Annotated in this window: 21 protein-coding genes; 10 read left to right on the top strand and 11 right to left on the bottom strand. The window is 69.2% G+C overall.

Going from position 1 to position 22,747, the window contains the following annotated elements; translation table 11 throughout:
• The first annotated feature begins 7 nt into the window (after positions 1–7).
• Positions 8–1,732 (top strand): N-acyl-D-amino-acid deacylase family protein, encoded by a 1,725-nt coding sequence (locus BHQ18_RS17910; RefSeq protein ID WP_069414991.1) that lies wholly within the window; start codon positions 8–10, stop codon positions 1,730–1,732.
• A complete protein-coding gene (locus BHQ18_RS17905; RefSeq protein ID WP_069414990.1) occupies positions 1,729–2,283 on the top strand; it encodes a carboxymuconolactone decarboxylase family protein in 555 nt (184 codons plus the stop codon). The genes BHQ18_RS17910 and BHQ18_RS17905 overlap by 4 nt, the downstream gene beginning before the upstream one ends.
• 4 nt (positions 2,284–2,287) lie before the next feature.
• Here BHQ18_RS17905 and BHQ18_RS17900 read toward each other — a convergent pair whose 3' ends face one another.
• Together BHQ18_RS17900 and BHQ18_RS17895 are read right to left on the bottom strand one after the other, a co-directional pair.
• Positions 2,288–3,112: an SDR family NAD(P)-dependent oxidoreductase gene (locus BHQ18_RS17900; RefSeq protein ID WP_069414989.1), complete on the bottom strand. Its 825-nt coding sequence runs from the start codon at positions 3,110–3,112 to the stop codon at positions 2,288–2,290.
• Between the two features lie 72 nt (positions 3,113–3,184).
• On the bottom strand, positions 3,185–4,474 hold the full coding sequence (locus BHQ18_RS17895) for an ICP22 family protein (RefSeq protein ID WP_069414988.1): 1,290 nt from the start codon (positions 4,472–4,474) through the stop codon (positions 3,185–3,187).
• A 230-nt stretch (positions 4,475–4,704) separates the two neighbouring features.
• Between BHQ18_RS17895 and BHQ18_RS17890 the strand changes: the two genes are divergently transcribed.
• Positions 4,705–5,082 (top strand): hypothetical protein, encoded by a 378-nt coding sequence (locus BHQ18_RS17890; RefSeq protein ID WP_069414987.1) that lies wholly within the window; start codon positions 4,705–4,707, stop codon positions 5,080–5,082.
• On the opposite strand, the gene BHQ18_RS17885 is transcribed toward BHQ18_RS17890, so the two are convergent.
• Together BHQ18_RS17885 and groL are read right to left on the bottom strand one after the other, a co-directional pair.
• The gene (locus BHQ18_RS17885) at positions 5,083–5,577 is read right to left on the bottom strand and encodes a DinB family protein (RefSeq protein WP_069415077.1); all 495 of its coding nucleotides are present in this window, start codon (positions 5,575–5,577) and stop codon (positions 5,083–5,085) included.
• Between the two features lie 85 nt (positions 5,578–5,662).
• Entirely contained in the window at positions 5,663–7,288 is a 1,626-nt protein-coding gene (groL, locus tag BHQ18_RS17880; protein WP_069414986.1) for a chaperonin GroEL, read from the bottom strand.
• A gap of 324 nt (positions 7,289–7,612) precedes the next feature.
• On the opposite strand from groL, the gene BHQ18_RS17875 reads away from it, so the two are divergent.
• From BHQ18_RS17875 to BHQ18_RS17860, 4 genes are read left to right on the top strand one after another with little or no spacing between them, the layout of a single operon-like run.
• Positions 7,613–7,918 carry a WXG100 family type VII secretion target gene (locus tag BHQ18_RS17875; protein WP_069414985.1) on the top strand — a complete coding sequence of 102 codons (306 nt, stop codon included), beginning with the start codon at positions 7,613–7,615 and terminating at the stop codon, positions 7,916–7,918.
• Between the two features lie 14 nt (positions 7,919–7,932).
• Positions 7,933–8,604, top strand: coding sequence for an Rv0964c family protein (locus tag BHQ18_RS17870; protein WP_069414984.1), 672 nt, complete (start codon positions 7,933–7,935; stop codon positions 8,602–8,604).
• A gap of 17 nt (positions 8,605–8,621) precedes the next feature.
• Complete coding sequence (locus BHQ18_RS17865; protein ID WP_069414983.1) at positions 8,622–8,897, top strand: hypothetical protein; 276 nt, start codon at positions 8,622–8,624, stop codon at positions 8,895–8,897.
• A complete protein-coding gene (locus tag BHQ18_RS17860) occupies positions 8,894–11,857 on the top strand; it encodes a lantibiotic dehydratase (protein ID WP_084294123.1) in 2,964 nt (987 codons plus the stop codon). The genes BHQ18_RS17865 and BHQ18_RS17860 overlap by 4 nt, the downstream gene beginning before the upstream one ends.
• Before the next feature lie 6 nt (positions 11,858–11,863).
• On the opposite strand, the gene BHQ18_RS17855 is transcribed toward BHQ18_RS17860, so the two are convergent.
• Positions 11,864–12,406: a TetR/AcrR family transcriptional regulator gene (locus BHQ18_RS17855; protein ID WP_069414981.1), complete on the bottom strand. Its 543-nt coding sequence runs from the start codon at positions 12,404–12,406 to the stop codon at positions 11,864–11,866.
• Between the two features lie 116 nt (positions 12,407–12,522).
• On the opposite strand from BHQ18_RS17855, the gene BHQ18_RS17850 reads away from it, so the two are divergent.
• Positions 12,523–13,446, top strand: a complete 924-nt coding sequence (locus BHQ18_RS17850; RefSeq protein ID WP_069414980.1) for an SDR family NAD(P)-dependent oxidoreductase — start codon at positions 12,523–12,525, stop codon at positions 13,444–13,446.
• A 20-nt stretch (positions 13,447–13,466) separates the two neighbouring features.
• Here BHQ18_RS17850 and BHQ18_RS17845 read toward each other — a convergent pair whose 3' ends face one another.
• Complete coding sequence (locus tag BHQ18_RS17845) at positions 13,467–14,549, bottom strand: PE-PPE domain-containing protein (RefSeq protein WP_234794221.1); 1,083 nt, start codon at positions 14,547–14,549, stop codon at positions 13,467–13,469.
• 100 nt (positions 14,550–14,649) lie between these two features.
• Between BHQ18_RS17845 and BHQ18_RS17840 the strand changes: the two genes are divergently transcribed.
• Complete coding sequence (locus tag BHQ18_RS17840; RefSeq protein ID WP_069414978.1) at positions 14,650–15,171, top strand: cupin domain-containing protein; 522 nt, start codon at positions 14,650–14,652, stop codon at positions 15,169–15,171.
• Here the strand turns inward: BHQ18_RS17840 and BHQ18_RS17835 are convergent.
• Entirely contained in the window at positions 15,161–17,689 is a 2,529-nt protein-coding gene (locus BHQ18_RS17835) for an excinuclease ABC subunit UvrA (protein WP_069414977.1), read from the bottom strand. The two genes, BHQ18_RS17840 and BHQ18_RS17835, sit on opposite strands and share 11 nt — an antisense overlap.
• A gap of 220 nt (positions 17,690–17,909) precedes the next feature.
• Between BHQ18_RS17835 and BHQ18_RS17830 the strand changes: the two genes are divergently transcribed.
• Positions 17,910–19,637: a DEAD/DEAH box helicase gene (locus BHQ18_RS17830; protein ID WP_069414976.1), complete on the top strand. Its 1,728-nt coding sequence runs from the start codon at positions 17,910–17,912 to the stop codon at positions 19,635–19,637.
• A 22-nt stretch (positions 19,638–19,659) separates the two neighbouring features.
• Here BHQ18_RS17830 and BHQ18_RS17825 read toward each other — a convergent pair whose 3' ends face one another.
• From BHQ18_RS17825 to BHQ18_RS17810, 4 genes are read right to left on the bottom strand one after another with little or no spacing between them, the layout of a single operon-like run.
• Positions 19,660–20,154, bottom strand: a complete 495-nt coding sequence (locus BHQ18_RS17825) for an SRPBCC domain-containing protein (protein ID WP_069415076.1) — start codon at positions 20,152–20,154, stop codon at positions 19,660–19,662.
• Between the two features lie 36 nt (positions 20,155–20,190).
• Positions 20,191–20,457, bottom strand: a complete 267-nt coding sequence (locus BHQ18_RS17820) for an addiction module protein (protein WP_069414975.1) — start codon at positions 20,455–20,457, stop codon at positions 20,191–20,193.
• Positions 20,458–20,467: 10 nt separating this feature from the next.
• Complete coding sequence (locus BHQ18_RS17815) at positions 20,468–21,283, bottom strand: HAD-IIA family hydrolase (protein ID WP_069414974.1); 816 nt, start codon at positions 21,281–21,283, stop codon at positions 20,468–20,470.
• A 25-nt stretch (positions 21,284–21,308) separates the two neighbouring features.
• Positions 21,309–22,715, bottom strand: a complete 1,407-nt coding sequence (locus BHQ18_RS17810; protein WP_069415075.1) for a PH domain-containing protein — start codon at positions 22,713–22,715, stop codon at positions 21,309–21,311.
• Between the last annotated feature and the right edge of the window lie 32 nt (positions 22,716–22,747).

Here is a 22,747-nt window from a genome sequence, read left to right as displayed (position 1 = left end):
TCGACCTATGACACATGAACTCGTCATTCGCGGCGGCACGATCGTCGACGGTCTCGGCGGCGAACCCTACGTCGGGGACCTCGCGATATCCGGCGGGGTGATCGCCGCCGTCGGTGTGGTGGCAGAGCCCGGGGAACGCGAGATCGACGCGACCGGTCTGCTCGTCACCCCCGGCTTCGTCGACCTGCACACGCACTACGACGGGCAGGCGATCTGGTCGGATCGGATGATCCCGTCGTCGGCGCACGGGGTGACCACGGCGGTGATGGGTAACTGCGGGGTCGGGTTCGCGCCGTGCCGTGCCGAGGACCACGACGTGCTCGTCGACGTGATGGCCGGGGTCGAGGACATCCCGGGCGCGGTGATGGTCGACGGGTTGCCGTGGACGTGGGAGACGTTCCCCGAGTTCCTCGACGCGCTGGAGGCCCGCCACCGCGACATCGATGTGGCGGCGTTTCTGCCGCATTCGCCGCTGCGGGTGTACGTGATGGGCCAGCGCGGGGTGGACCGCGAACCGGCCACCGCCGAGGACCTCGCGTTGATGCGCAAACTGGCCGAGGAGGCCGTGCGGGTCGGCGCGCTGGGGTTCGCGTCGTCGCGGCTGACCCTGCACAAGACTGCGGGCGGACAACCGATTCCGAGTTACGAGGCGGAGTACGCCGAGATCGAGGCCATCGCGCGCGGTGTCGACGACGCCGGCGGCGGACTGCTCCAGTTCGTCCCGGACCTGATGGCCGGCGACTACGAGGGGGCGCTCGCCGCGGTCTTCGACGTCGCCTCCGAAGTGGGTCTGCCGGTGACGTTCACGCTGGCGATCGGTAACGCGGGCCCGCCGATCCACCTCGACGCGCTGCGCATGGTGGAGAAGGCCAACGCCAACGGCGGTGACGTGACCGGTCAGATCTTCCCGCGCCCGATCGGGCTGGTGCTCGGCCTGGAACTGTCGGGCAACCCGTTCGTCATGTACCCGTCGTACCGGGAGATCGCCGACCTGCCGCTGGCCGAACGTGTCGCGATGATGCGCAGACCCGAAGTGCGCGAACGGATCCTGACCGACAAGCCGAGCAGCGACGGGCATCCGCTGATGTTCGCCGCGCAGGCGTGGGACTACATGTACCCGCTCGGTGATCCGCCGAATTACGAACCGGCCCCACAGGATTCGGTCGGTGCCCGCGCCCGTGCGCGTGGCGTCGACCCGCTCGAGGAGGCCTACGACCGCTTGCTCGACGACGACGGGCACGCCATGCTGCTGGTCACGCTCGCCAACTTCCGCGACGGCAGCCTCGACACGGTCGCGGAGCTGATCCGCCGCGACGATGTGGTGCTCGGCCTCGGCGACGGCGGCGCCCACTACGGGATGATCTGCGACGCAAGCTTTCCCACCTACATGTTGGCGCACTGGGCGCGCGACCGTTCGGCCGGGCGGCTGTCGGTGGCCGAGGTGGTGCGGGAGCTCACGTCGGTGCCGGCGCGGGTGGCGGGCCTGGCGGACCGCGGCCGCCTCGCGGTCGGCTACAAGGCCGACGTCAACGTCATCGACCACGACGCAGTGCATCTGCACCGGCCTGTGATCGCCAACGATCTGCCGGCGGGCGGTCGCCGACTCGATCAGCGCGCCGACGGCTACGTCGCGACGATCGTGTCCGGCGAGATCATCGCCGAGAACGGGGTGCCCACCGCCGCGCGGCCGGGCCGGCTGATCCGCGGCCGTCAGCCCGCTTCCACGGCATGACCCGGGTCGCACCGCTGGCGCCGCCCTGGAGCGACGAGGACGCCGCGGGCATCCACAGCTGGGGCCATCCCGACCGCACCTATGAGCCGCTGATGCTGGTGCGCTGCCTGCAGCGGCACCCGAATCTTGCGGCGCGGCTACGTAAGTTGGGCGAGTCGCTGTACGCCGACACCCGGCTTCCGCCCCGGCTGCGCACGATCGCGATCCTGCGGATCTGCGCGCTGTTGGGGTGCGCCTACGAGTGGGGTGGACAGGCGGCGTTCTGGGGTCCGATCGCCGGTGTGCGCGCCGACGAATGCGATGCGCTCGTCACCGGGGACCTCGAGAAGTTCGACGCGTTCGAACGGGTGCTGATCGCGGCGGTCGACGAGGTCGAGAGCGTCGGGACGTGGTCGGAGCACACGTGGAACGCGTTGGGCGACAAGCTCGATGACGAGCAGCGGATGGAGTTGCTCGTCGCGGTGGGCTGGTACCGCACCATCTGCACGCTGTGCAACGGGCTGGCGCTGCCGGTCGAGGCGTGGATGCGCCCCTGGCCGTTGCGCAACTGAGCCGTCAGCGGGCTGAGCGGTCCCGCCGCAGCGCCGGGTGCTGTTCGCGCAGCGTCTTGAGCAGGAATGCCCGCGGGAGCATCTGCGCGAACCGGGTCGCCACCCAGTTGCGTCGCCCGGCGATGACGTTTCCCCGGTCGTGCTCGATCGCGTCGACGCCGATCCTGGCGACCTCACGCGAGGGCATCCACAGGAACTTCGGGAACGCCGCGGCGAACTTCTTCTCGTCCATCCCGGCCGCCCGCAGGAATTCGGTGCGCACCGGCCCGGGCGCCACCATGGCGACCGTCACCGACGTTCCCGCCAGTTCAGCGCGCAACCCCTCGCTGTAGGTGTGCACGAACGCCTTGGTGGCGGCATACGCTGTCTGCCCGGGAAACGGGTAGAACCCGGCGGTGGAGCCGACGTTGAGGATCGCGCCGCGGCCGCGCGGCACCATCTGCTGCACCGCGCGGGTCGTCAGATCCACGATCGCCTCGACGTTGACCCGCACCTGCGCCACCTCGTCGACCGGAGGCACTCTCGTCACCAGGCCGATGGTCCCGATGCCTGCGTTGTTGACCAGGATGTCGACGGTCAGCCCACGTTCGGCGATCCTGTCGAACAGTGCGGCGCGGGCGTCGGGGTCGGCGATGTCGCAGGCGATGGCCTCAGCGCGCACAGCGGTTCCGAGTTCGGCGGCCAGTTCCTGCAGCCTCTCGGAACGGCGGGCGACCAGTGTGACGCCGTGACCGCGGGCGGCCAACTCGCGGGCGAAGTCGGCACCGATACCCGACGACGCGCCGGTGACGACGGCTGTGGAGGTCGGTGAAGGCGGGGGCAGCGGCATGGCTCGAACCTACCGGTGCCCGAAATGAAAAGGCCCGGCCCCCACCGGGACCGGGCCTTCTCGTCGATCGAGTCAGGCAGCTTCTCCGCCGGGCTCGTTCGCGTCCTGATCGGCGTCGTCGGCGTCGTCGGCGCCCTCGTCGCTCGGCGCGGGAGCGTCGGCCGGGGCCTGCACCTCGTCGGGCGACCCGGTGGTATCGCCGTCCACCGGGGCGTCACCGCCCCCGGGGACGAACTTGTTGCCCTGCTTGACCTTTGGAGCCCCCGGCACCGGCACAACCTTGTCACCGCTGTCCGCGTCCGCGTCCTCGTCCTCCTTGGCGGGCTCCGACGGTTCGGAACCCTCGTCGACACTGCCCTGACCCTCGTCGGTGGTGTCGTCGGCCGGGACCGACCTCAGCGCGGAGAACTCGTTGTCGGCGACTTCGGCGTCGCCTGCCTCCTCCTGCGACTCGACGGAGCTCGCGAACATCGACGGCGCACCGAACGGCGTCGGCGGGATCGGCGGCGGCAACAGTCCCAACAGCGCATCGACCCCGCCGTAGAACGCGTCCACGAGTTGCTGACTGAAGTCCCCGATCGGGCCCGGGAGCGCGATGAACGGCGCGACGATCGGATCGACGACGCCTCCGAGGAGGCCGCCGGGGCCCAGCAGTCCGTGCGCCAGGTAGCTCAGGTTGTTCAGGATCTGGCTCGGATCGCGCAGCGCCGACTCGAACGTCGCCTCCAGGGTGGCCGGCAGATACGCGAGGTTGGAGATGACGTTGGTCACCACATAGATCGGCGCGACCGCGGCCAGGTTCGCCGCCCAGACCGTCTGGCCGATCGGCGTGCTGTCCCAGAAGTAGGTGGTGGCGCCGATACCCGCCGAGGGGTCGGGCAGCAAGTCGGCGAACGCCGCGCCGATCGCGTCGGCGAACTGGTTCAGGCCGGTGATGATCGCCCCGCCGATCGGCGGCGGGAAGGTGCTGGCGATGGATTGGATCGACGACTTGAGGTCCCATGCGTAGGTGTACGGGGGGTAGCCGTCGGAGGGGTTCAGGTAACGCTGCACGAACCAGCTGAACAGGCTCGGCCCGAGCGTCGGGTTCTCCAACGCGATCAGCGCCGCGGTGCCGAAGTCGAACGGCAGGGACGTCTGGGCGTCAGCGACCGCGGCGTACGCACCGGCCGCGCCGGACACGATGGTGCCGAAGTTGTACAGCATCTCGGTGACGATCGATGCAGGAGCCACCTCCGCGGTGATCGTCTGCGAGATCCGGTGATCGGACTCCTCGACGACGGCGGCTCCGGTCGAGACGACGCCGGCCGCGACGATGGCGGCTGCCAGCCTGGTCGGCAATGGACGTGCGAACGCGTTCATATTTCCCCCTTTTGGACGTGGACTCGCGACCCCTCGGTGGCCCCGCGGCCACCGGCATGAGCATATGACACCTTTCGACGGTTGCGTCAATATTCGAACAAAGGCGTGTCCCGTGAGTTCAGCGGTCGATTCCCTCTGCAACGCGCCAGAGTGCTTGCGTCAAACGGAGGCAGCGACGGCCACGCAGGCCCTCTGGCGATCGGTCCCGCCGCCGGGGAGGATAGGGACTCATGAGCGTGAAGGTGGATCTGGACCGGTTGGCCGACGTGCTGGGCGATTACGCGTTCGCCTACCTGATCTCCGTCAGCGACGACCACCGCGCGCACACGGTCGCGGTGGAACCGGTGCTCACCGACGGCCGCCTGAATGTGGGCACCGTCGGCAGGCACACGCGGCAGAACACCGAGCGGCACCGCGACGTGACGATCGTCTGGCCGCCGAGCGACCCCGGCGGTTACACGCTGATCGTCGACGGCCACGCGCAGAAGTCCGACGACGAGACGTTGACCGTCGCACCCACCAAGGCGGTGCTGCACCGCAAGGCGAGCGCCCAGTCACCGTCGACGAGCCCCGACTGTCTGCACGACTGCGTGCCGATCAAGCAGTGATCACACCCCGGTGGTGCCGTCGAGGCGTTCGCGGATCATGTCGGCGTGCCCGCAGTGCCGCGCGTACTCGGTGATCATGTGCAGGTAGACCCATCGCACGCTGACCTGCCCGCCGCCCGGAAACGGGCTGGTGTCGTCGAGGTCGCGGCCGGCACACGCGGCGCGCGCAGCGGTGACCTCACGTTGCCAGATCGATTGCGCCTCAGCGAAAGTCGAGTGCTCCGAGAGGGCGAACCCGCCGTCATGGCCGGTCGTGTCATCGGGGGCGCCGTAGATCGACGGCACCGCTTCGCCGGCGAGCACCCGGCGGAACCACTTCCGTTCCACCTCGGCCATGTGCTGCACGAGCCCGTGCAGTGTCAGCGGGGACGGGTCGATGCTGGTGGTGCTCAACTCGACGTCGTCGAGTCCGGCGCACTTCATCGCGAGCGTCGCGCGGTAGAAGTCGAGCCACGCTTCCAGCGCGGTGCGCTCGTCGGCGTCCAACGGCGGCATGGAACGTTCGGGCACATCCGAGAGGTTACCGACGAAAAAGCCCGGGGCGCCGAAGCGCACCCGGGCCTTTCCGTGGTTGACGGACTTAGAAGTCCATACCGCCCATGCCACCGGTCGGGTCGGCCGGACCAGCGGCCGCCTTCTCCGGCTTGTCGGCGACGACGGCCTCGGTGGTCAGGAACAGCGCCGCGATGGACGCCGCGTTCTGCAGCGCCGAACGCGTCACCTTCACCGGATCGGCGACGCCCGCCTTGAGCAGGTCCTCGTACTCACCGGTCGCGGCGTTGAGGCCGGTGCCGGCGGGCGAGTTGTTGACCTTCTCGGCGACAACGCCGGGCTCGAGCCCGCCGTTGAGGGCGATCTGCTTCAGCGGAGCCGACAGCGCCACGCGGACGATGTTCGCGCCGGTGGCCTCGTCACCCTCGAGCTTGAGCTCCTCGAGCGCGGGCGCCGACTGCAGCAGGGCCACGCCGCCACCGGCGACGATGCCCTCCTCGACGGCCGCCTTGGCGTTGCGCACGGCGTCCTCGATGCGGTGCTTGCGCTCCTTGAGCTCCACCTCGGTGGCAGCGCCGGCCTTGATCACCGCAACACCGCCGGCCAGCTTGGCCAGGCGTTCCTGCAGCTTCTCGCGGTCGTAGTCGGAGTCGCTGTTCTCGATCTCGGCGCGGATCTGGGCCACCCGGCCGGCGATGGCGTCGGAGTCACCGGCGCCCTCGACGATGGTGGTCTCGTCCTTGGTCACGACGACCTTGCGGGCCTGGCCCAGCAGCGAGATGTCGGCGGTCTCCAGGGACAGGCCGACCTCTTCGCTGACGACCTGGCCGCCGGTGAGGATCGCCATGTCCTGCAGCATCGCCTTGCGGCGGTCACCGAAGCCCGGGGCCTTGACGGCCACGGACTTGAAGGTGCCGCGGATCTTGTTGACCACCAGGGTCGACAGGGCCTCACCCTCGACGTCCTCGGCGATGATCAGCAGCGGCTTGCCGGCCTGAATGACCTTCTCCAGCAACGGGAGCAGATCCTTGACGGTCGACACCTTGGACGACACGAGCAGGATGTAGGGATCCTCGAGGACCGCTTCCTGACGCTCGGCGTCGGTCACGAAGTAACCCGAGATGTAGCCCTTGTCGAAGCGCATACCCTCGGTGAGCTCGAGCTGCAGCCCGAAGGTGTTGGACTCCTCGACGGTGATGACACCCTCGTTGCCGACCTTGTCCATGGCCTCGGCGATCAGCTCGCCGATCTGGGTGTCGCCGGCCGAGATCGCGGCGGTGGCAGCGATCTGCTCCTTGGTCTCGACCTCCTTGGCCGACTTCAGCAGCGTCTCGGTGACCTTCTCGACGGCCTTCTCGATACCGCGCTTCAGCGCCATCGGGTTGGCGCCGGCCGCGACGTTGCGCAGACCCTCGCGCACGAGCGCCTGGGCCAGCACGGTGGCGGTGGTGGTGCCGTCGCCCGCGACGTCGTCGGTCTTCTTGGCGACTTCCTTGACCAGCTCAGCGCCGATCTTCTCGTACGGGTCCTCCAGCTCGATCTCCTTGGCGATGGACACACCATCGTTGGTGATCGTGGGGGCGCCCCACTTCTTCTCCAGGACGACGTTGCGACCCTTGGGGCCCAACGTCACCTTTACCGCGTCGGCGAGGCTGTTGAGGCCCCGCTCGAGGCCGCGGCGGGCCTCTTCGTCATACGCAATTGTCTTGGCCATTGCGAAGTGTTCCTCCGGATTGGGGGTGGCACGTCTTTCGGCCGGGTTCAGTGCCCGCGACGGACGGCTCGGGTGTGCTCCGCAGATGCGGCCCGTTGCCTCACCGTCCCGACCTAGCACTCGCCGGTCGCGAGTGCCAACTGCATTTCTAGCACTCGACCAGGGTGAGTGCAAGGTTGTGTGGCGTTCCCCGACGGTCCGCGGCAACCCCCGCGCCCTACGCACTCACGTGGCGGCCGCCAGACAGCCCGAAATTGGCGCCAGTGGGGTGTCCGGAGCCGCGTTAGAGTGACGAATCAGCGGGTTGATGCGAGGAGGGGGCGGATGAGGGAACTGCGAGTGAACCCGTCTGAGATTCACCGGTCCAGCGTCGAGATCGACGAGATCACGACGACTTTGACGTCTGCTCTGTCCGCCAGCGACGCGCAGATCGCATCTGCTCGATCCGGCTGGACGGGTAAGTCCGCCGATGCGTTGGCCTCGATGTCAGCCGGGTGGGAGTTCGCGACGCAGTTGCTTGCCGAGGTGCTCAGCGAGCACGGCAAGAAGTTCGCCGCAGCGGCAACGAGATACGGCCGCGCCGACGAGTCCGGCGCGGAGTCCGTGCGCAGCGCCGCCGAGAATCTCTGACGGGAGCATCGTCGATGGGTTTGTCGATCGCCGATATCGATAAGTGGAGTCCCGAGTCGATCAGCGCGGTCGGCTCGGCGAGTGCGGCCCGCGCGGATGCCGCCTCGCAAGCCGGTTCGCGATTGAAGGAGCTGTCTGCGTTCCGAAGCTGGCAGGGCGCCGGGGCCGATGCGGCGCAGGCGCGCACCCAGGCTCTCGCCCTCGGTCTGGATCTGCACAACCAGGACGCGGCTGCGGTCGCCAAGGCTGCCAGTACCGCAGCCAACGAGGTTCGGCAGGTCAAGACTCAACTCAGCGAGTTGCGGTCGACACTCGGGCAGTTCGGGATCACGGTCGACGCCGGCGGCAGCCGCGCGGTGCCGCCGCCGAACATGGCGTCGATGTCGGCGGCCAACCAGAAGTTGGTGCAAGACATGACGACCATCGGCCAGCAGAGCCTGGACAGGCTCCGGCAGGCGGCTGATCTGACGGACATGCACCTCGCGAACGCGATGAAGCCCAAGCACGACGAATTCGATCTGGATACTCAATTTGTTCGCGCCCAAGCCCTTCCGGGCGGGGGAATGCCGCAAGGCTTCGTCGATTCGTCGATCGACTGCGGGCAGTACATCACTGCGCTCACGGGAATCGCCACGACCCTGACGCCGACGCTTATGTCCCGCAACTGCGACGATCCCGCTGGATAAACAGATAGGACGCGAACGTGCTGGAGTATCTGGCTCAATACTGGTGGATTCTGCTCGGCTTGCTGTACACCATCCTGCTCGTCTTCCTGATGCGTCGGGGCCTGTGGGAATCCGTGGGACGCAAGATCCTGTTGGCGGCGATCTGTGTCTTCATCCTCTTGATTCCGTCGACCCGCTGGGCCGGCGGGTACCCCTTCGCGGCACTGGTAGTGCTCAATCTGTTGACGTTCGTCGCCACGGAGAACCGCCACACAAAGCACACAAAGACGGTGTCGAAACGTTCTGACGATTGAGCCGGCTCCCGCCGGTGTGCGAACCCAACCACCCCTCTCACGACAGCGCGGTCATCCGGTGTTCGGTCGGAACGGTCGCCGACTATCCCGATGAACCGGCTGAGTGGGGTGACCGCGACGCCATCGCGCGGCTCTGGTCGGTCGACGCCATCCGTGAGGCGGTACTGCTTGCCAGCCCGGTACTCGCGGCCCAGGTCCGGAAGTTGTTGTCGTCCACGGGCACCGACACGCCGGTGAAGAAGCGCAGGCGCCTGCACAAGGGACTGTTGAAGTATGCGCTGCGCCTCAGCACCAGATGCACGCCGTTCGGCATGTTCGCAGGAGTTGCCGTGCTGCCCGTCGGCGACGGCGAACCTGCGCTCGGCACGTCCCACGTCCGACACGTCCGTGCAACCGGCGCGGTCACCAGGCGCCTCCTGGAAGAGACTCGCGCGCTGCCGCAGGCTCGGCTGTATCCCAACCCGTCGCTGATCACGCGTGCCGACCGACTCGCCGTCACCGTGATGCGCGGCGTCGACGACACGCATACTCGGGCTTCGGTCAGGGCGACCGGCCCCGCCCGGTTGGCCATCGACACCGCTGCCGGCGTCGCGACGCGTCAGGACATCGAGCAGCGCGTCGCCGACGCCTACCCCGCGGCCGGCCCCGCGAAGGTGCAGAAGTTGGTCGACGACCTGTTGGTGGCCGAGGTGCTGTTGTGCGAAGCGGAGCACTCCGCCTTCGACGGCGATCCGTTGGTGCGCGTGCCCGACGCCGTCGAAGGCGCCACGAAGATGCGGGCTGCTGTCGCGCGGTACTCCACTGCCTCCCACCCGGCCGACGATGGCAGTCTCGATACGCTGCTGCGGCTGTGCTCGCAAAGCGAGGCCCAACCCGGGGTCCAACGCGGCGTGCACGTCGACCTCGAACTAGATGCGTCCGGGCGGGTGCCCGTGTCGCTCGTCGACGCGGCTCACGACGCCATCACCGCCCTGGCCGCGACGATGGCCCACGCGCCTGTCAACCCAGCGCTCGACGAGTTCGGCGCCGAGTTTCTCGAACGGTACGGCAACACCGTGGTGCCATTTCTGACCGCCGTCGACGACGAACTCGGGATCGGCTATCCGCAGGCCTATGCGTCTGTCGGGCGCCCCACGGCTCCTTCCGAGGGCCCCGACGCCGAGCGGCGCCGGGACCTCATCGCGCGGCTGCTACACCGGGCGGCATCCGAAGGCGTGGACACCGTCGAGCTCACCGACGCAGACCTGGCCGGTTTCGCCGCACCCGACGGCATGCCCAGCAGCTTCGACGTCATGCTCAGATTGCACCGAGTGCCAACGGGCCTTTCGGCGACCGTCGCCGGGATCGGCTTTCCCGGCGGGTCCACGACCGGACGGTTCACCGCCCTCATGACACAGGCGCGGGACTACGCGCAACGCTGTGTGGATTTCGACACCGCATGGTGGGCCGACAACACCGGCGGGCAGGGAATCCTCTGCGATGTCGACTACATCGCCGGCACGGACTCGATCAACGCGGTCGCCGCAACGGCACAGCTGTACCCATTCACACTCGCGGTCAACGCGCGTCCGCACAAGCCGACCGGCACTGTGCTGACGCTCGCCGACATCTACCTCGGTTACGCGGACGGACGCGTGCGGACGGTGCTGGCCGACCGCAGCCCCGTGAGGGTGCGACAACTCAACATGGCCACGACGAGCGCTTCGGCCAAAGCAGTTCGGCTCCTGCGGGCGATCTCCGATGCCGGAACCCGGATGCCGTTCTGGTCCTGGGGCGGGGCCGAGGCGGTCTTGAACCAGCTGCCCGCGGTCCGATACCGGAATGTCACCCTGACCGAACAGCGATGGCGCTACCCAACGGCGGCCGAACAAAGCCGAGATGCGCTGCGGGAGTGGATCGCCGAGATTGGTGTCAGTCGCTACGTCCTTGCCGGGTCGCACGACACGAGGCTGCACCTCGACACCCACCACCCGGCGCACCGGGATCTGCTTCTCGACGAGATCACCGCGGGCAATCGGTGGCTGTACCGCGCTCCGGAGCCCACCCAGACAGGGGTCGTGCGCGACGCCGGAGGGGGCATGCACCCCGCCGAAGTCGTGGTCACCGTCGCAGCTCCGGGCACCTCGCGCGTCGAGCCCGACCTGACGCACTACCCGCTACACGACCCCGCCGACGATGAACACCGGCTGCTCGTGCCGGGCGGCGCCTGGACGGCGTTCGCCATCGCCGCAGTCGGCTCGAACCACGACCGCATCCTGCGGGCCTTCGCCGACGCCTTCGGAGACCTCGCCGACGACTGGTACTTCGTGCGGTACCGGGAGAACGACCGGGACCAATTGCGGTTGCGCGTCCGACGCCCGGTGGGTGAGCTCACAACCGTCCTGGCGTGGCTGGCCGAGGCTCGCCAGGCCGGACGCATCGGCGACTACTCGATCCCCGTCTACCATCGCGAACTCGAACGCTACGGCGGAGCCCGGAGTTTCCCCTGCTTTGAGCGGCTGTTCTGCCGCGAGACGGCGCTCGTCGTCCCCCTGCTGCCGATCATCGATCCCAACGCGCCGGTACCGGCAACATCGACGGCGCTCGTCAGGCCGGGCGTCGAGAACGCGGCCGGGGTTCTCCGCCAATGGTTCGACGGTTTCGACCCCGACCGGGTGGACGCAGATGCGGTGATCGACCTCGCCGTCGAGCAGTACAGCCGAGAACTCGGCGCGGTCGCACATCCGATCAAAAGGTCGCTGCGCGAACGGCGCCCCCAGATCGACGCCGGCAACGACCTCGCGGCGAGCCTGCGCCACTTGTGGGCCGACCCGGCCCAGCGGGACGCCGTGATGACATCTGGTGTGCTGCAGAGCGCGAGCCATCTGCTGTGCAACCGGCTCGGCTTGCGCCGGCACGAGGAGTACGCGGCCCTGTGGCTGGTCAAAACCGAACGAAACCGATTGCGGCGCAGCGGCTGACCCGGATCAGCGCTCCCGTAGCCCGTCGAGAACCACCTCGATCAGCCGCTCGGCGTCCTGCGGTTTGGCGTCCTGCACCGCGAAGGCACCGGCGAGGATGGCCTTCACGTCGGTGACGTCGAGATCCTTGCGAGCGGTCCCCGCCTGCTGGGCCGCCGCGAGCAGGTCGGCGAGCAACGACAGAAACGCCTGCTCGGTGTCCGGCATCGCGGCGTTGACGTCGACACCCTCGCCGGCCAGCGCATCCTTGAGGCCACGGTCGGCGGCTCCCCACTGCAGCACGACCGTACGCAGCAGCACGAACAGCGCGTCGGCCGCCGGTTCCCCGTCGGCCAGAGCCCGCCCCGCGGCCACCAGCTGGTCGAACCGGCTTTCGACCACGGCCCGATACAGGTCCGTCTTCGTCGGGAAATGCCGATACACCGTGCCGGCCCCGACCCCCGCCCGACGGGCGATCTCGTCGATGGGCACGGCCAGGCCGTCGGTCGCGAACGCCTCGTAGGCGACCTCCAGCACCCGCGCCCGGTTGCGCAGGGCATCAGCACGCATCGGCCGCTCGTCAGTCACGTCATCACCTCGGGAATGAAACTAAACGGGGCGTGCGTTCCGTATATTCGTCAGTATCCGGAGCGCCCGCTCCGCTTAACACTCTACCGAGGAGAATCATGAGCAACTGGTCAACCGCCGACATTCCCGACCAGACCGGCCGCACCGCGGTCGTCACCGGCGCCAACACCGGACTCGGCTACGAAACCGCAGCCGCACTGGCCGCCAGGGGTGCGCACGTCGTACTCGCGGTGCGCAACCTGGACAAGGGCGCCGACGCCGTCCGCCGCATCGAGCAGTCCACCCCCGGTGCGAACCTCGCGCTGCAGGAACTGGACCTCGGCTCACTGGAGTCGGTGCGCGCCGCCGCCGAGGAATTGAGGACCCGCTACGACGCCGTCGATCTGCTGATCAACAACGCGGGCGTGATGTTCACGCCGAAGTCGACGACGACGGACGGCTTCGAATCGCAGTTCGGCACCAACCATCTGGGCCACTTCGCGTTCACCGGCCTGCTGTTGGATCGGGTGCTGGCCGCCCCGGGGTCTCGGGTGGTCACCGTCAGTAGCGGTGGACACCGGTTCGCGCGCAATGGAATCCGCTTCGAGGATCTGCAGTGGGAACGCGACTACAACCGCGTCGGCGCCTATGGGCAGGCCAAGCTGGCCAACCTCATGTTCACCTACGAACTGCAGCGACGGCTGCAGGGTACCGGCACCATGTCGGTGGCCGCGCATCCCGGCGGCTCGAACACCGAGCTGTCGCGTAACTCCCCGGGGCTACTGCGTCTGGTGTTCCGGCTCGTCACACCGTTGTTGACCCAAACCGCGGCGATGGGGGCGCTTCCCACGCTGCGCGCCGCGACGGACCCCGGCGCGCTCGGCGGTCAGTACTTCGGTCCCGACGGTCTCGGCGAACAGCGGGGGCACCCCGTGGTCGTCGCGTCTAGTCGAGCGTCGCACGACATCGGCGGCCAGCGTCGGCTGTGGACGGTCTCGGAGGAGTTGACCGGGGTGACGTATCCGGTGCCCGCCACGGTCTGACCCGCGGTGGATGCCGGCGGTCACTCGCCGGCATCCTCGCTTTCCTGCGGTTCGGCCTGCTGCTCGGCCAGGTCCCCCACCTCGTCGGAGTCGGCTTGCACAGGTACCGGCGGATCGGCGTCGCGCACCGCGCTGTCGGACGTGCCCCGCTGCTGAGCGGTATCCGGTTCGTCTGCCTGCTCCTGTGGCTCCCGGGCCGACTGCTGGCTTTGCACGTTGCGGCGGAGCTCGCCGTCGCGCAGGTACGGACGGGTGTCGCCGGGTTTGTCGTGCCGGACGTACCCGGCGTCGATCGCGGGACGCAGCATTCGATCGACCTTGTCCACCAACGTGTTCGGTACGCCCAGGTCTCGGAACGGCTGGGTCAGCGGCAGGTTCCGGGTCGGCACGAAGTAAGTGGTGATGGGGCCGTGCTGCGCGGTGGCCGGCACGCGGGTGATGTTCTGCTCGGGCACCGTGTCCGGATCGACCGCCGCGATCGGTGGCCCGTGCACGTAGGCGATGCCCGCCAACGCATTGGCTGAGGCGAGCAGATTCCACGGGCGGTCGGGCGGGTCGGCCCAACCGTCGTACTCGCCGATCACGATCGTGGTCGGATACGGCGACGGCTCGATACGGCGCACCCGGTAATTCAGGATCGGGATGAACGTTCCCGCCTTGAAGTATTCGGCCACGCCCATTTCGGGCGGTGCGATCAGGACGAAGCTGACGTCGGCGGGCGACGGGGCGTCGTTGTCGCCGGCCAACTCCCGCGCGACCCGCCAGGCGACCATGCTGCCCATCGACTCGCCGATGACCACAACCTCCGCGTCCGTTCCACGCACCGCGGCTTTGGTCTGTCGCACCCCGTCGCGCACCGCCCGGTCGGCGGCGAGCGCGTTCTGCGAGTAGGCGACCACTGTCGGCGAGGTGTCGTCGTGAAAGTGCATCCCGATCTTCGGGTAGCTCGTCGCGATGGCCCGATAGAACGGATTGATGGGCTTGAAGACCGTGGCGCCCGGGATCAGGACCGCCTGCCCGGCCGCTACGTTGGCCTGGCCGATTGCGTTCGCCAGGGACCCGGTCGCCAGCAGCAGCGACGCGGCGGCGAGTGTAGCCGCCACACGTGCGCGCCAGTGGGCCATGCCGGAGCATTGCACACCCCGGCGGCCAACTATCGAGATCGGCAAAGTTGACCGAAAACTTGTGGAAGGGTGGGACGGCATGTCACTGATCGATCCGCGACGAGTGCCGCCCTATCCGCCTGCGCGGTACACGGCACCCGAGCCCGAGGCCAGCGCGTGGCTGAGACGGTCCCCCGAAAACGGCGGGCCCGGACCGGATTACGAATCGTTCGGACTGGTGGAGTACCACTACCTGGCGGATCAACAAGCCACCGACGGCGACTACGGGCTGTACCGGGTCGACATCGCGCCGAACGGCGGCGGACCCGGCCCGCACTACCACCGCGCGATGTCCGAGGCGTTCTTCGTGCTGTCCGGAGCGATCCGGCTCTACGACGGCACGGATTGGAAGGACGGCCGCACCGGTGACTTCCTGTACGTGCCGCCCGGCGGCATCCACGGTTTCCGCAACGAGGCCGACGAGCCGGCGTCGATCCTGATGCTGTTCGCACCCGGCGCCCCACGTGAACACTATTTCGAGGGTCTGGCCCAACTCGGCGATCTGACCGACGAGGAACGTCGGGACTTCTTCATCGCCAACGACAACTTCTTCATCGAGTGAGCAGCCGCGCCGCGAGATAGGGCGCGGTGCGGCTGGCCTCGACCCGGCTCACCTGCTGCGGCGTGCCGGCGGCAACCACCCGGCCGCCGTCGTCGCCCGCCCCGGGCCCGAGGTCGATCACCCAGTCCGTTCCGGCGACCATCCGCATGTCGTGTTCGGCGACCACCACCGTGTTGCCGGCGTCGACAAGTCGGTGCAACTGGGCGTCGAGCAGATCGACATCGGCCGGGTGCAGGCCCGTGGTCGGTTCGTCGAGCACATACAGCGTGTGGCCGCGGCGGGGCCGCTGCAGTTCCGAGGCCAGCTTGATGCGCTGCGCCTCCCCGCCGGACAGCTCGGTGGCCGGCTGCCCGAGGCGCAGGTACCCCAGCCCGACTTCGCGCAACGTCGTCAGGCTCCTCGATGCGCCTGCGATGTCGGCGAGAAACTCCGACGCCTCGTCGACGGTCATCGCCAGGACGTCGGCGATGGTGCGACCGCGGTAGCGCACCTTGAGCGTGGCCTCGTTGTAGCGCGCTCCCCCGCACGTCGGGCATGTGCCGTAAGTGCCTGGCAGGAACAGCAATTCGACCGAGACGAAGCCCTCCCCCTGGCAGGTCTCGCACCGGCCGGCGGCGACGTTGAACGAGAACCGGCCCGCCGACCACCCCCGGCGCCGGGCCGCCGGCGTCGCGGCGAACTCGCGTCGCACCGCGTCGAACAGTCCGGTGTAGGTCGCCAGCGTCGACCGCGGGGTCCGGCCGATCGGCCGCTGGTCGACGGCGACCAGACGGTGCACCGCGTCCACGCCCTGCGCCGTCACCCCGACGCTCGCGTCGAGATCGAGGTCGACGACCTCGCCGTCGGAATCATCGGCGTCGCTGTCGGTCTCGGCGGCGCGACCGAGGTGACGGTTGACGACGTCGGTCAGCACTTTGACCACCAGCGTCGACTTGCCGGATCCGGAGACCCCGGTGACCGCCGTGTAGGCACCCAGCGGGAGGTCCACGTCGACCCCGCGCAGGTTGTGGAACCTGATGCCGCGCAACCGCAGCCACGACGACGGCGTGCGCGGTGCCCGCGGCGCGGCCGCCGTGTCACCGAAAAGGTACCGACGGGTGACCGACTCCTCGACGTCGGCCAGTCCCGCAACGGGACCGCTGTAGAGAACCCGGCCGCCGAGTTCACCCGCGTTCGGCCCGACGTCCACGATCCAGTCGGCGCGGCGCACCACATCCATGTCGTGCTCGACGACGAACAACGAATTGCCCGCCCTGCGAAGCCGATCCAGCACGTCGAGCAGCGGTTCCACATCGGCCGGATGCAGACCCGCCGACGGCTCGTCGAGCACGTAGAGCACCCCGAACAGACCCGCCCGCAACTGCGTGGCCAACCGCAACCGCTGCAGTTCCCCCGGCGACACGGTCGGCGTGCGCCGGTTGAGCGACAGATAACCCAGCCCCAGATCGACGAGCACGTCGATGCGGGCCACCAGGTCGGCGGCGATCATCGTGGCGACCTCGGTGTGCTCACCGGACTCGGTCGACTCGAAAGCGGCCGCGGCGTCGGTACGCGCCGCCGTCGGGCGCAGCACGTCGGCGAGATCGGTCAACGGCATCGCTACGTAGTCGGCGATGGTGCGGCCCGCGAACGTCACCTTCAGCGCTTCCGGCCGCAGCCCGGAACCCTCGCACACCCCGCAGTCGACTGTGTTGACGTACTGCAGCACCCGGCGCCGCATCGTCGCGCTCTGGGAGTTCGCGAGCGTGTGCCGGACGTGGCGTTCAGCGCTGGAGAAGGTCCCGTTGTAGTAGTAGTCCGCGGTGACCGGATGCTGGCCGGGATCGATCTCGACAGTGGGCTGCTCGTCGGTGAACAGGATCCAATCACGTTGCCGCTTGGGCAGTTTGCGCCACGGTTTGTCGATGTCGTAGCCGAGGGTGATGAGGATGTCGCGCAGGTTCTGCCCCTGCCACGCGCCCGGCCACGCGGCCACGGCGCCCTCGCGGATGGTCAGCGACGGGTCGGGCACCAGCGTCTGCTCGCTGACCTCGTGGATGCGGCCGAGACCGTGGCAGCGCGGGCAGGACCCGATCGCGGTGTTCGGCGAGAACGCATCGGAGTCCAGCCGTTCGGTCGCCCCGCGGGGATAGGCCCCGGCCCGCGAGAACAACATCCGCAGCAGGTTGGACAGCGTCGTCACCGTGCCCACCGTCGACCTCGAGGTGGCCGCCCCGCGGCGCTGCTGCAGCGCGACCGCGGGAGGCAGGCCCGTGATGTCGTCGACCTTCGGAGCGCCGCTGGGCAGCAGCAGGCGGCGCGCATAGGGCGCGACGGACTCGAAGTAGCGCCGCTGCGCCTCGGCGTAGATCGTCCCGAACGCCAACGACGATTTGCCCGACCCCGAGATCCCGGTGAACGCCACCAGCGCGTCGCGCGGCGCGGCGACATCGACACCCCGTAAGTTGTGTACGCGGGTACCGAAGACGCGCACACACGGGTCGACCTCGTCGGTCGAGGGGGCAGGGGTGGCCGACATGATGCCGGGAGAGTACCCATCACACGAGAGGACAAGCGTCGGGTTTGCTGCCTGCCCGCCCGCCCCGAGGTGGCCTGCGATCATACGCCCGGGGATCAGGGTTGACGTCGGCGGCGCCGACCGGCCGCGACACACCGCTCACCCGACGACACGCCACACAGGGATGCGCGCCCGGAAAGCCTTGCGCTAGTCTGGCGTCCGATCAGTGAGGAGTCTTTGGGTGCGGGCAGATGCAGCGCCCGACACCCAGGCTTTGCGGGGCTGGCAGCGTCGGGCTTTGGTGCGGTATCTTCGCGCCAAACCACGCGACTTTCTGGCCGTCGCCACCCCCGGCGCGGGTAAGACGACGTTTGCCCTGCGCGTCGCCGGTGAGCTGCTGGCCGACGGCACCGTCGAGCGGGTCACCGTGGTGGTGCCGACCGAACACCTCAAGATCCAGTGGGCGCTGGCCGCCGCGCGGCTCGGCATTTCGCTGGACCCGAAGTTCTCCAACAGCGCCGCACACCACTCGTCGGAGTTCCAGGGCGTCGTCGTCACCTACGCCCAGGTGGCCAGCCACCCGGCCCGACACCGGGTGCGCACCGAGAACTACCGCACGCTGGTCATCTTCGACGAGATCCACCACGGCGGGGACGCCAAGAGCTGGGGCGACGCGATGCGCGAGTCGTTCAGCGACGCCACCCGCCGACTCTCACTGACCGGTACCCCGTTCCGCAGCGACGACAGCCCGATCCCGTTCGTCACCTACGAACCCGACGGCACCGGCGTGATGCGCTCGCGCGCCGACCACGTCTACGGGTACTCCGACGCGCTGGCCGACGGCGTGGTGCGCCCGGTGGTGTTCCTGGCCTACTCCGGGGAGGCCCGCTGGCGCACCAGCGCCGGCGAGGAGTACTCGGCGCGCCTGGGTGAACCGCTCAACGCCGAGCAGACCGCCCGGGCCTGGCGCACGGTGCTCGACCCGAACGGCGAGTGGATCCCGGCCGTGCTGCAGGCCGCCGACACCCGGCTGACCCAGTTGCGCAACGGCGGGGTGCCCGACGCGGGCGCGATGGTGATCGCGTCGGACCAGAAGGCCGCCCGCGCCTACGCCAAGGTGCTCGCCACGCTGACCGGCGAGGAGCCGACCGTGGTGCTCTCCGACGATCCGGGCTCCTCGGACCGCATCGCCGACTACGCGGCGGGCACCGGCCGGTGGATGGTCGCGGTGCGGATGGTCTCCGAGGGTGTCGACGTGCCGCGGCTGGCGGTCGGCGTGTACGCGACGTCGGCGTCGACCCCGCTGTTCTTCGCCCAGGCGATCGGCCGCTACGTGCGGTCGCGTCGGCCCGGCGAGACCGCGAGCATCTTCCTGCCGTCGGTGCCCGCGCTGCTCAACCTCGCCGGCGAGATGGAGGCGCAGCGCGACCACGTGCTCGGCAAGCCGCACCGCGAGTCGCAGGGCGAGTGGGACGACGCCGCCCTCGAGGACGCCAACAAGCAGAAGGACGAGGCCGACCAGCTCGACAACGGCTTCGAGATGCTGGGCGCCGACGCCGAACTCGACCAGGTCATCTTCGACGGGTCGTCGTTCGGCACCGCGACCCCGGCCGGCAGCGAGGAGGAGGCCGACTACCTCGGTATCCCCGGCCTGCTCGACGCCGACCAGATGCGAGACCTGTTGCGCCGCAGGCAGGAAGAGCAGCTGACCCGGCGCACCCAGGTCAGCGGCGGCGCCGAGTTCGGTCCGGCTCCGGGCAGCGCGCAGCGGGTGTCCACCCACGGGCAGCTGCGCGAGCTGCGCCGCGAGCTCAACGCGCTGGTGTCGATCGCCCACCACCGCACCGGCAAGCCGCACGGCTGGATCCACAACGAGCTTCGCCGGATCTGCGGCGGCCCCCCGGTGCCGGCGGCGACGACGGATCAGCTGCGGGCCCGTATCGAGGCGGTGCGCACGCTTCAGGCCTGACGGTTTCCCGCGCGGGCGGGGGTTACCGGGGCTCGGCGAGGGCCGCCAGGTTCTGCAGCGAGTTGTCCAGATGCCCGGGCTCGAACGGCGGGAACTGGATGTCGCTCAAGTGCGCGGGCACCGCCGACCAGTCGTAGGTCAACGTCACCTTCGTGCGGTCCGTCTCGGCGGGCGCCAGGTCGTACCGCCAGATCCAGCCGCCGAACTCCAACTCGGTGGTGTTCATCATGTGCCCGCGCTGCTCAGGCCCCTGCCCCGGCTGCCAGGCGATCGCGCGCGGCGGGTCGAGCACCTCGACCCGGTTGGCCATCTCGTAGTCCTTCTCCGGATGGTTGTCGTGGTACATCGCCATCCGGAAGATCTGTCCGACGGCCGTGAGCGGCCGGGCGTCCAGCGGCGCGCGGACCCAGCCGGTGCCGTCGATCGCCTCGTGTGTCGCGGGGTCGGCCAGCAGGCCGAACACGGTGTCGATCGGCGCGTCGACGGTGCGGGTGGCGGAGATGCGTTTTTCAGTCACGCCCATACAGACCACGCGACCGGCCGGAACTCGTCGCTAGAACAACCCGCAGCCGGCCACCCCGCACACGAACGCGGTGAGCAGCAGCACCGGCCACAGCGCGACGGTGGCCACCAGCGCCGCGATGTTGGCGAAGATCGTGAAATCGCCGGACAGCGCGGCCTCCAGCTGTCCGATCAGCTCGATGTGGAATGCGGCGTACACGACTCCGACGACGGTGTAGATCAACGCGATCCACAATGCGAGCTCGAGATAGGTGTTGATCCCCCGCCGCAGCAGCATCTGCTGCACACGCTGCCACATCGTCGTCCCCCTACAACCCCAGCAGCGCCGGAAGGTCCGCCACCGAGTCGATCACATGGTTGGGCTGCATCGCGAATTCGTCTGCGGCCCAACGATCCAGCGTATCCTGGCGGAACTTTCCGGTGCGCACCAGCACCCCGGTCATGCCGACCACCTGCGCGGCCAGCACGTCGTTGTTGAGGTCGTCGCCGAGCATGTACATCTCGTCGGGTTCCACCCCGAGCCGTCCGGCGGCGGCCAGAAACCCTTCCGGCGCCGGTTTTCCCACCGCGGTGGCCTTGCGGCCCGACGTCTCCTCCATGCCGATCAGGTACATGCCGGTGTCGACGCGCAGCCCGTCGGTCGTCGTCCATGCGGTGCTGCGGTGCATCGCCACCACCGGCACGCCGCGGGCCATCCAGTCGTACACCCACGACAGCGTCAGGTGGCTGTACTCCGGGCCCGCCCCGCCCAGCAGCACCACATCGGGGGTCTCCGGCGCGCGGGGACCGGTGAAGTCGGTGGACGACACCAGATCGATACCCGGCATGTCCTCGGCGATCTGGCCGCTGTTGACCATGAAGCACCGGGCGCCCGGGTAGGTTTCGCGCACGTACTGGGCGGTCAGCACCGCCGCGGTGATCACCTCGTCGGGACGCACCGCCATGCCCGCGTCGCTGAGCAGTCCGGCGATCTGCGCCCGCGTCTTGGTCGTCGTGTTGGTCAGATACGAGCACGCGATCTGGTTGTCGGCCAACGCCTGCACCGTCTCGGCGGCACCCTCGATCGGCCGCCAGGACGTCACCAGCACGCCATCGATGTCGAACAACACTCCACCGATCGCCATGGCCCGACACTAAACGGCGCACCCGTCAGCGCAACTCGGACCCCGCCCACCGCGTGTCGGCCAGCCACGGCGACGTCTCGGCCGCGATGCGCCACGCCACCGCGACCGGCACGTCGATCACCTGATAGTGCTTGACCCCCGCGGCCGTGGCGGCCACCAGCGTCGCCACCCCGGCGCGGCGCTGCATCCAGGTCTGGCGCACGGTCCAGCCGATGATCCCCGACCCCGCGATGCAGTCGCGTCTGCGCTGCAGGCTGCCGGTGCGCGCCACCAGCCAGCCGTCACCGACCCGGTGCCCCAACGACCGCGCCCGGTCGGCGGCCAGCAGCGCGCAGCACCCGGTCAGCACCGCCCACGGCACCCACAGCCACGCCGGGACCGGCGCCACCACCAGCACCACGCCGAGCACGACCGGGACGATCATCGCCCTGGTCCAGCGGCGCCGGGTCGCGACCGGCCCGTGTCCGCGCACCGGCCCGCTCACCGCGTCGCGCTGCCCGATCAGATCGGTCAGCACCGCCTGCGCGGTCGCGGCCGGGCACGGCGGCAGCAGCAGCGACGCCTCACCGACACCGCCGACGCCGGTCATTATCGCGTCGAGGCGGGCGCCGCCGAACAGCCGCACCAGCAGCGGCTCTCGCAGCGTCCCGCCGCGCAGCCTGCGCATGTCGAAGGTGCGCTCACGCACCCGGACCAGTCCGTGTTTGAGGTGCAGGACGTCAAAGTCCCTGCGCAACTCCAGGTTTGCGTAGCTCAGCAGTGACTGCAGCACCGAGAGCACCACCGACGCCAGCAGCACGGCCGCCGCGAGCACCGCGACGGTGACCGCCACCCCGAACCGTTCGGCGGCGTCGACACCCGACTGCGCGAGCTGCGAATCCTGCACCGCCTGCCCGGCGCCCACCTGATAGACCAGACCGGCCGCGGCCGCGATCATCGCCAGCCCAGTGAAGCTCAGCGGGCTGTAGCGCAACCACGACGGCGTCCACCGCGCCAGCACGCGGCCGGGGGCGGTGGGCTCCTCGGGTGCCAGCGAGTCCGCCAGCAGCAGCGCGCGCAGCCGGCCCACCTGTTCGGTCTGCACCGCGTCGAGCGCGAACGCGGCGTCGCCGGTGGCCTCCTGACCGGTGCTGACCCGCAGCACCGTCAGGCCCAGCACCCGGTGCAACAACCGGGCATCGGTGGAGACCGAACGGATTCTGTTGCGCGGCAACGACAGAACTTTGCGCTGCAGCAGACCGGTGCGCAGTTGCACGTCCGACGGGCCGATCCGGTAGGTGGTGGTGAACCAGCGGGCCAGGCCCACCGCGATGGTCAGCGCGAACACCAGGACCGCGAACAGCGGGTTGCCGGTCGCCGAGCCGAGCACCAGCGAACCGACGATCACCGGGATCTGGCGGATGATCTCGTGCACCGGGTGCACCAGCAGCATCCGCGGACTCAGGCGCTGCCAGTCCTCTTCGG

The organism is Mycolicibacterium flavescens (assembly GCF_001722335.1).
Classification (GTDB): Bacteria; Actinomycetota; Actinomycetes; order Mycobacteriales; family Mycobacteriaceae; genus Mycobacterium; species Mycobacterium flavescens.
The sequence above is the reverse complement of the archived record's forward strand: the minus strand, read 5'-3'. Positions and strand labels throughout refer to the sequence as shown.

Bases quoted from the DNA above. Each gene is read 5' to 3' on its own strand.
- BHQ18_RS17910 (WP_069414991.1), top strand. From the start codon at position 8: ATGACACATGAACTCGTCATTCGCGGCGGCACGATCGTCGACGGTCTC.
- BHQ18_RS17905 (WP_069414990.1), top strand. From the start codon at position 1,729: ATGACCCGGGTCGCACCGCTGGCGCCGCCCTGGAGCGACGAGGACGCC.
- BHQ18_RS17900 (WP_069414989.1), bottom strand. From the start codon at position 3,112: ATGCCGCTGCCCCCGCCTTCACCGACCTCCACAGCCGTCGTCACCGGC.
- BHQ18_RS17895 (WP_069414988.1), bottom strand. From the start codon at position 4,474: ATGAACGCGTTCGCACGTCCATTGCCGACCAGGCTGGCAGCCGCCATC.
- BHQ18_RS17890 (WP_069414987.1), top strand. From the start codon at position 4,705: ATGAGCGTGAAGGTGGATCTGGACCGGTTGGCCGACGTGCTGGGCGAT.
- BHQ18_RS17885 (WP_069415077.1), bottom strand. From the start codon at position 5,577: ATGCCGCCGTTGGACGCCGACGAGCGCACCGCGCTGGAAGCGTGGCTC.
- groL (WP_069414986.1), bottom strand. From the start codon at position 7,288: ATGGCCAAGACAATTGCGTATGACGAAGAGGCCCGCCGCGGCCTCGAG.
- BHQ18_RS17875 (WP_069414985.1), top strand. From the start codon at position 7,613: ATGAGGGAACTGCGAGTGAACCCGTCTGAGATTCACCGGTCCAGCGTC.
- BHQ18_RS17870 (WP_069414984.1), top strand. From the start codon at position 7,933: ATGGGTTTGTCGATCGCCGATATCGATAAGTGGAGTCCCGAGTCGATC.
- BHQ18_RS17855 (WP_069414981.1), bottom strand. From the start codon at position 12,406: ATGCGTGCTGATGCCCTGCGCAACCGGGCGCGGGTGCTGGAGGTCGCC.
- BHQ18_RS17850 (WP_069414980.1), top strand. From the start codon at position 12,523: ATGAGCAACTGGTCAACCGCCGACATTCCCGACCAGACCGGCCGCACC.
- BHQ18_RS17840 (WP_069414978.1), top strand. From the start codon at position 14,650: ATGTCACTGATCGATCCGCGACGAGTGCCGCCCTATCCGCCTGCGCGG.
- BHQ18_RS17835 (WP_069414977.1), bottom strand. From the start codon at position 17,689: ATGTCGGCCACCCCTGCCCCCTCGACCGACGAGGTCGACCCGTGTGTG.
- BHQ18_RS17820 (WP_069414975.1), bottom strand. From the start codon at position 20,457: ATGTGGCAGCGTGTGCAGCAGATGCTGCTGCGGCGGGGGATCAACACC.
- BHQ18_RS17815 (WP_069414974.1), bottom strand. From the start codon at position 21,283: ATGGCGATCGGTGGAGTGTTGTTCGACATCGATGGCGTGCTGGTGACG.
- BHQ18_RS17810 (WP_069415075.1), bottom strand. From the start codon at position 22,715: ATGCTGCTGGTGCACCCGGTGCACGAGATCATCCGCCAGATCCCGGTG.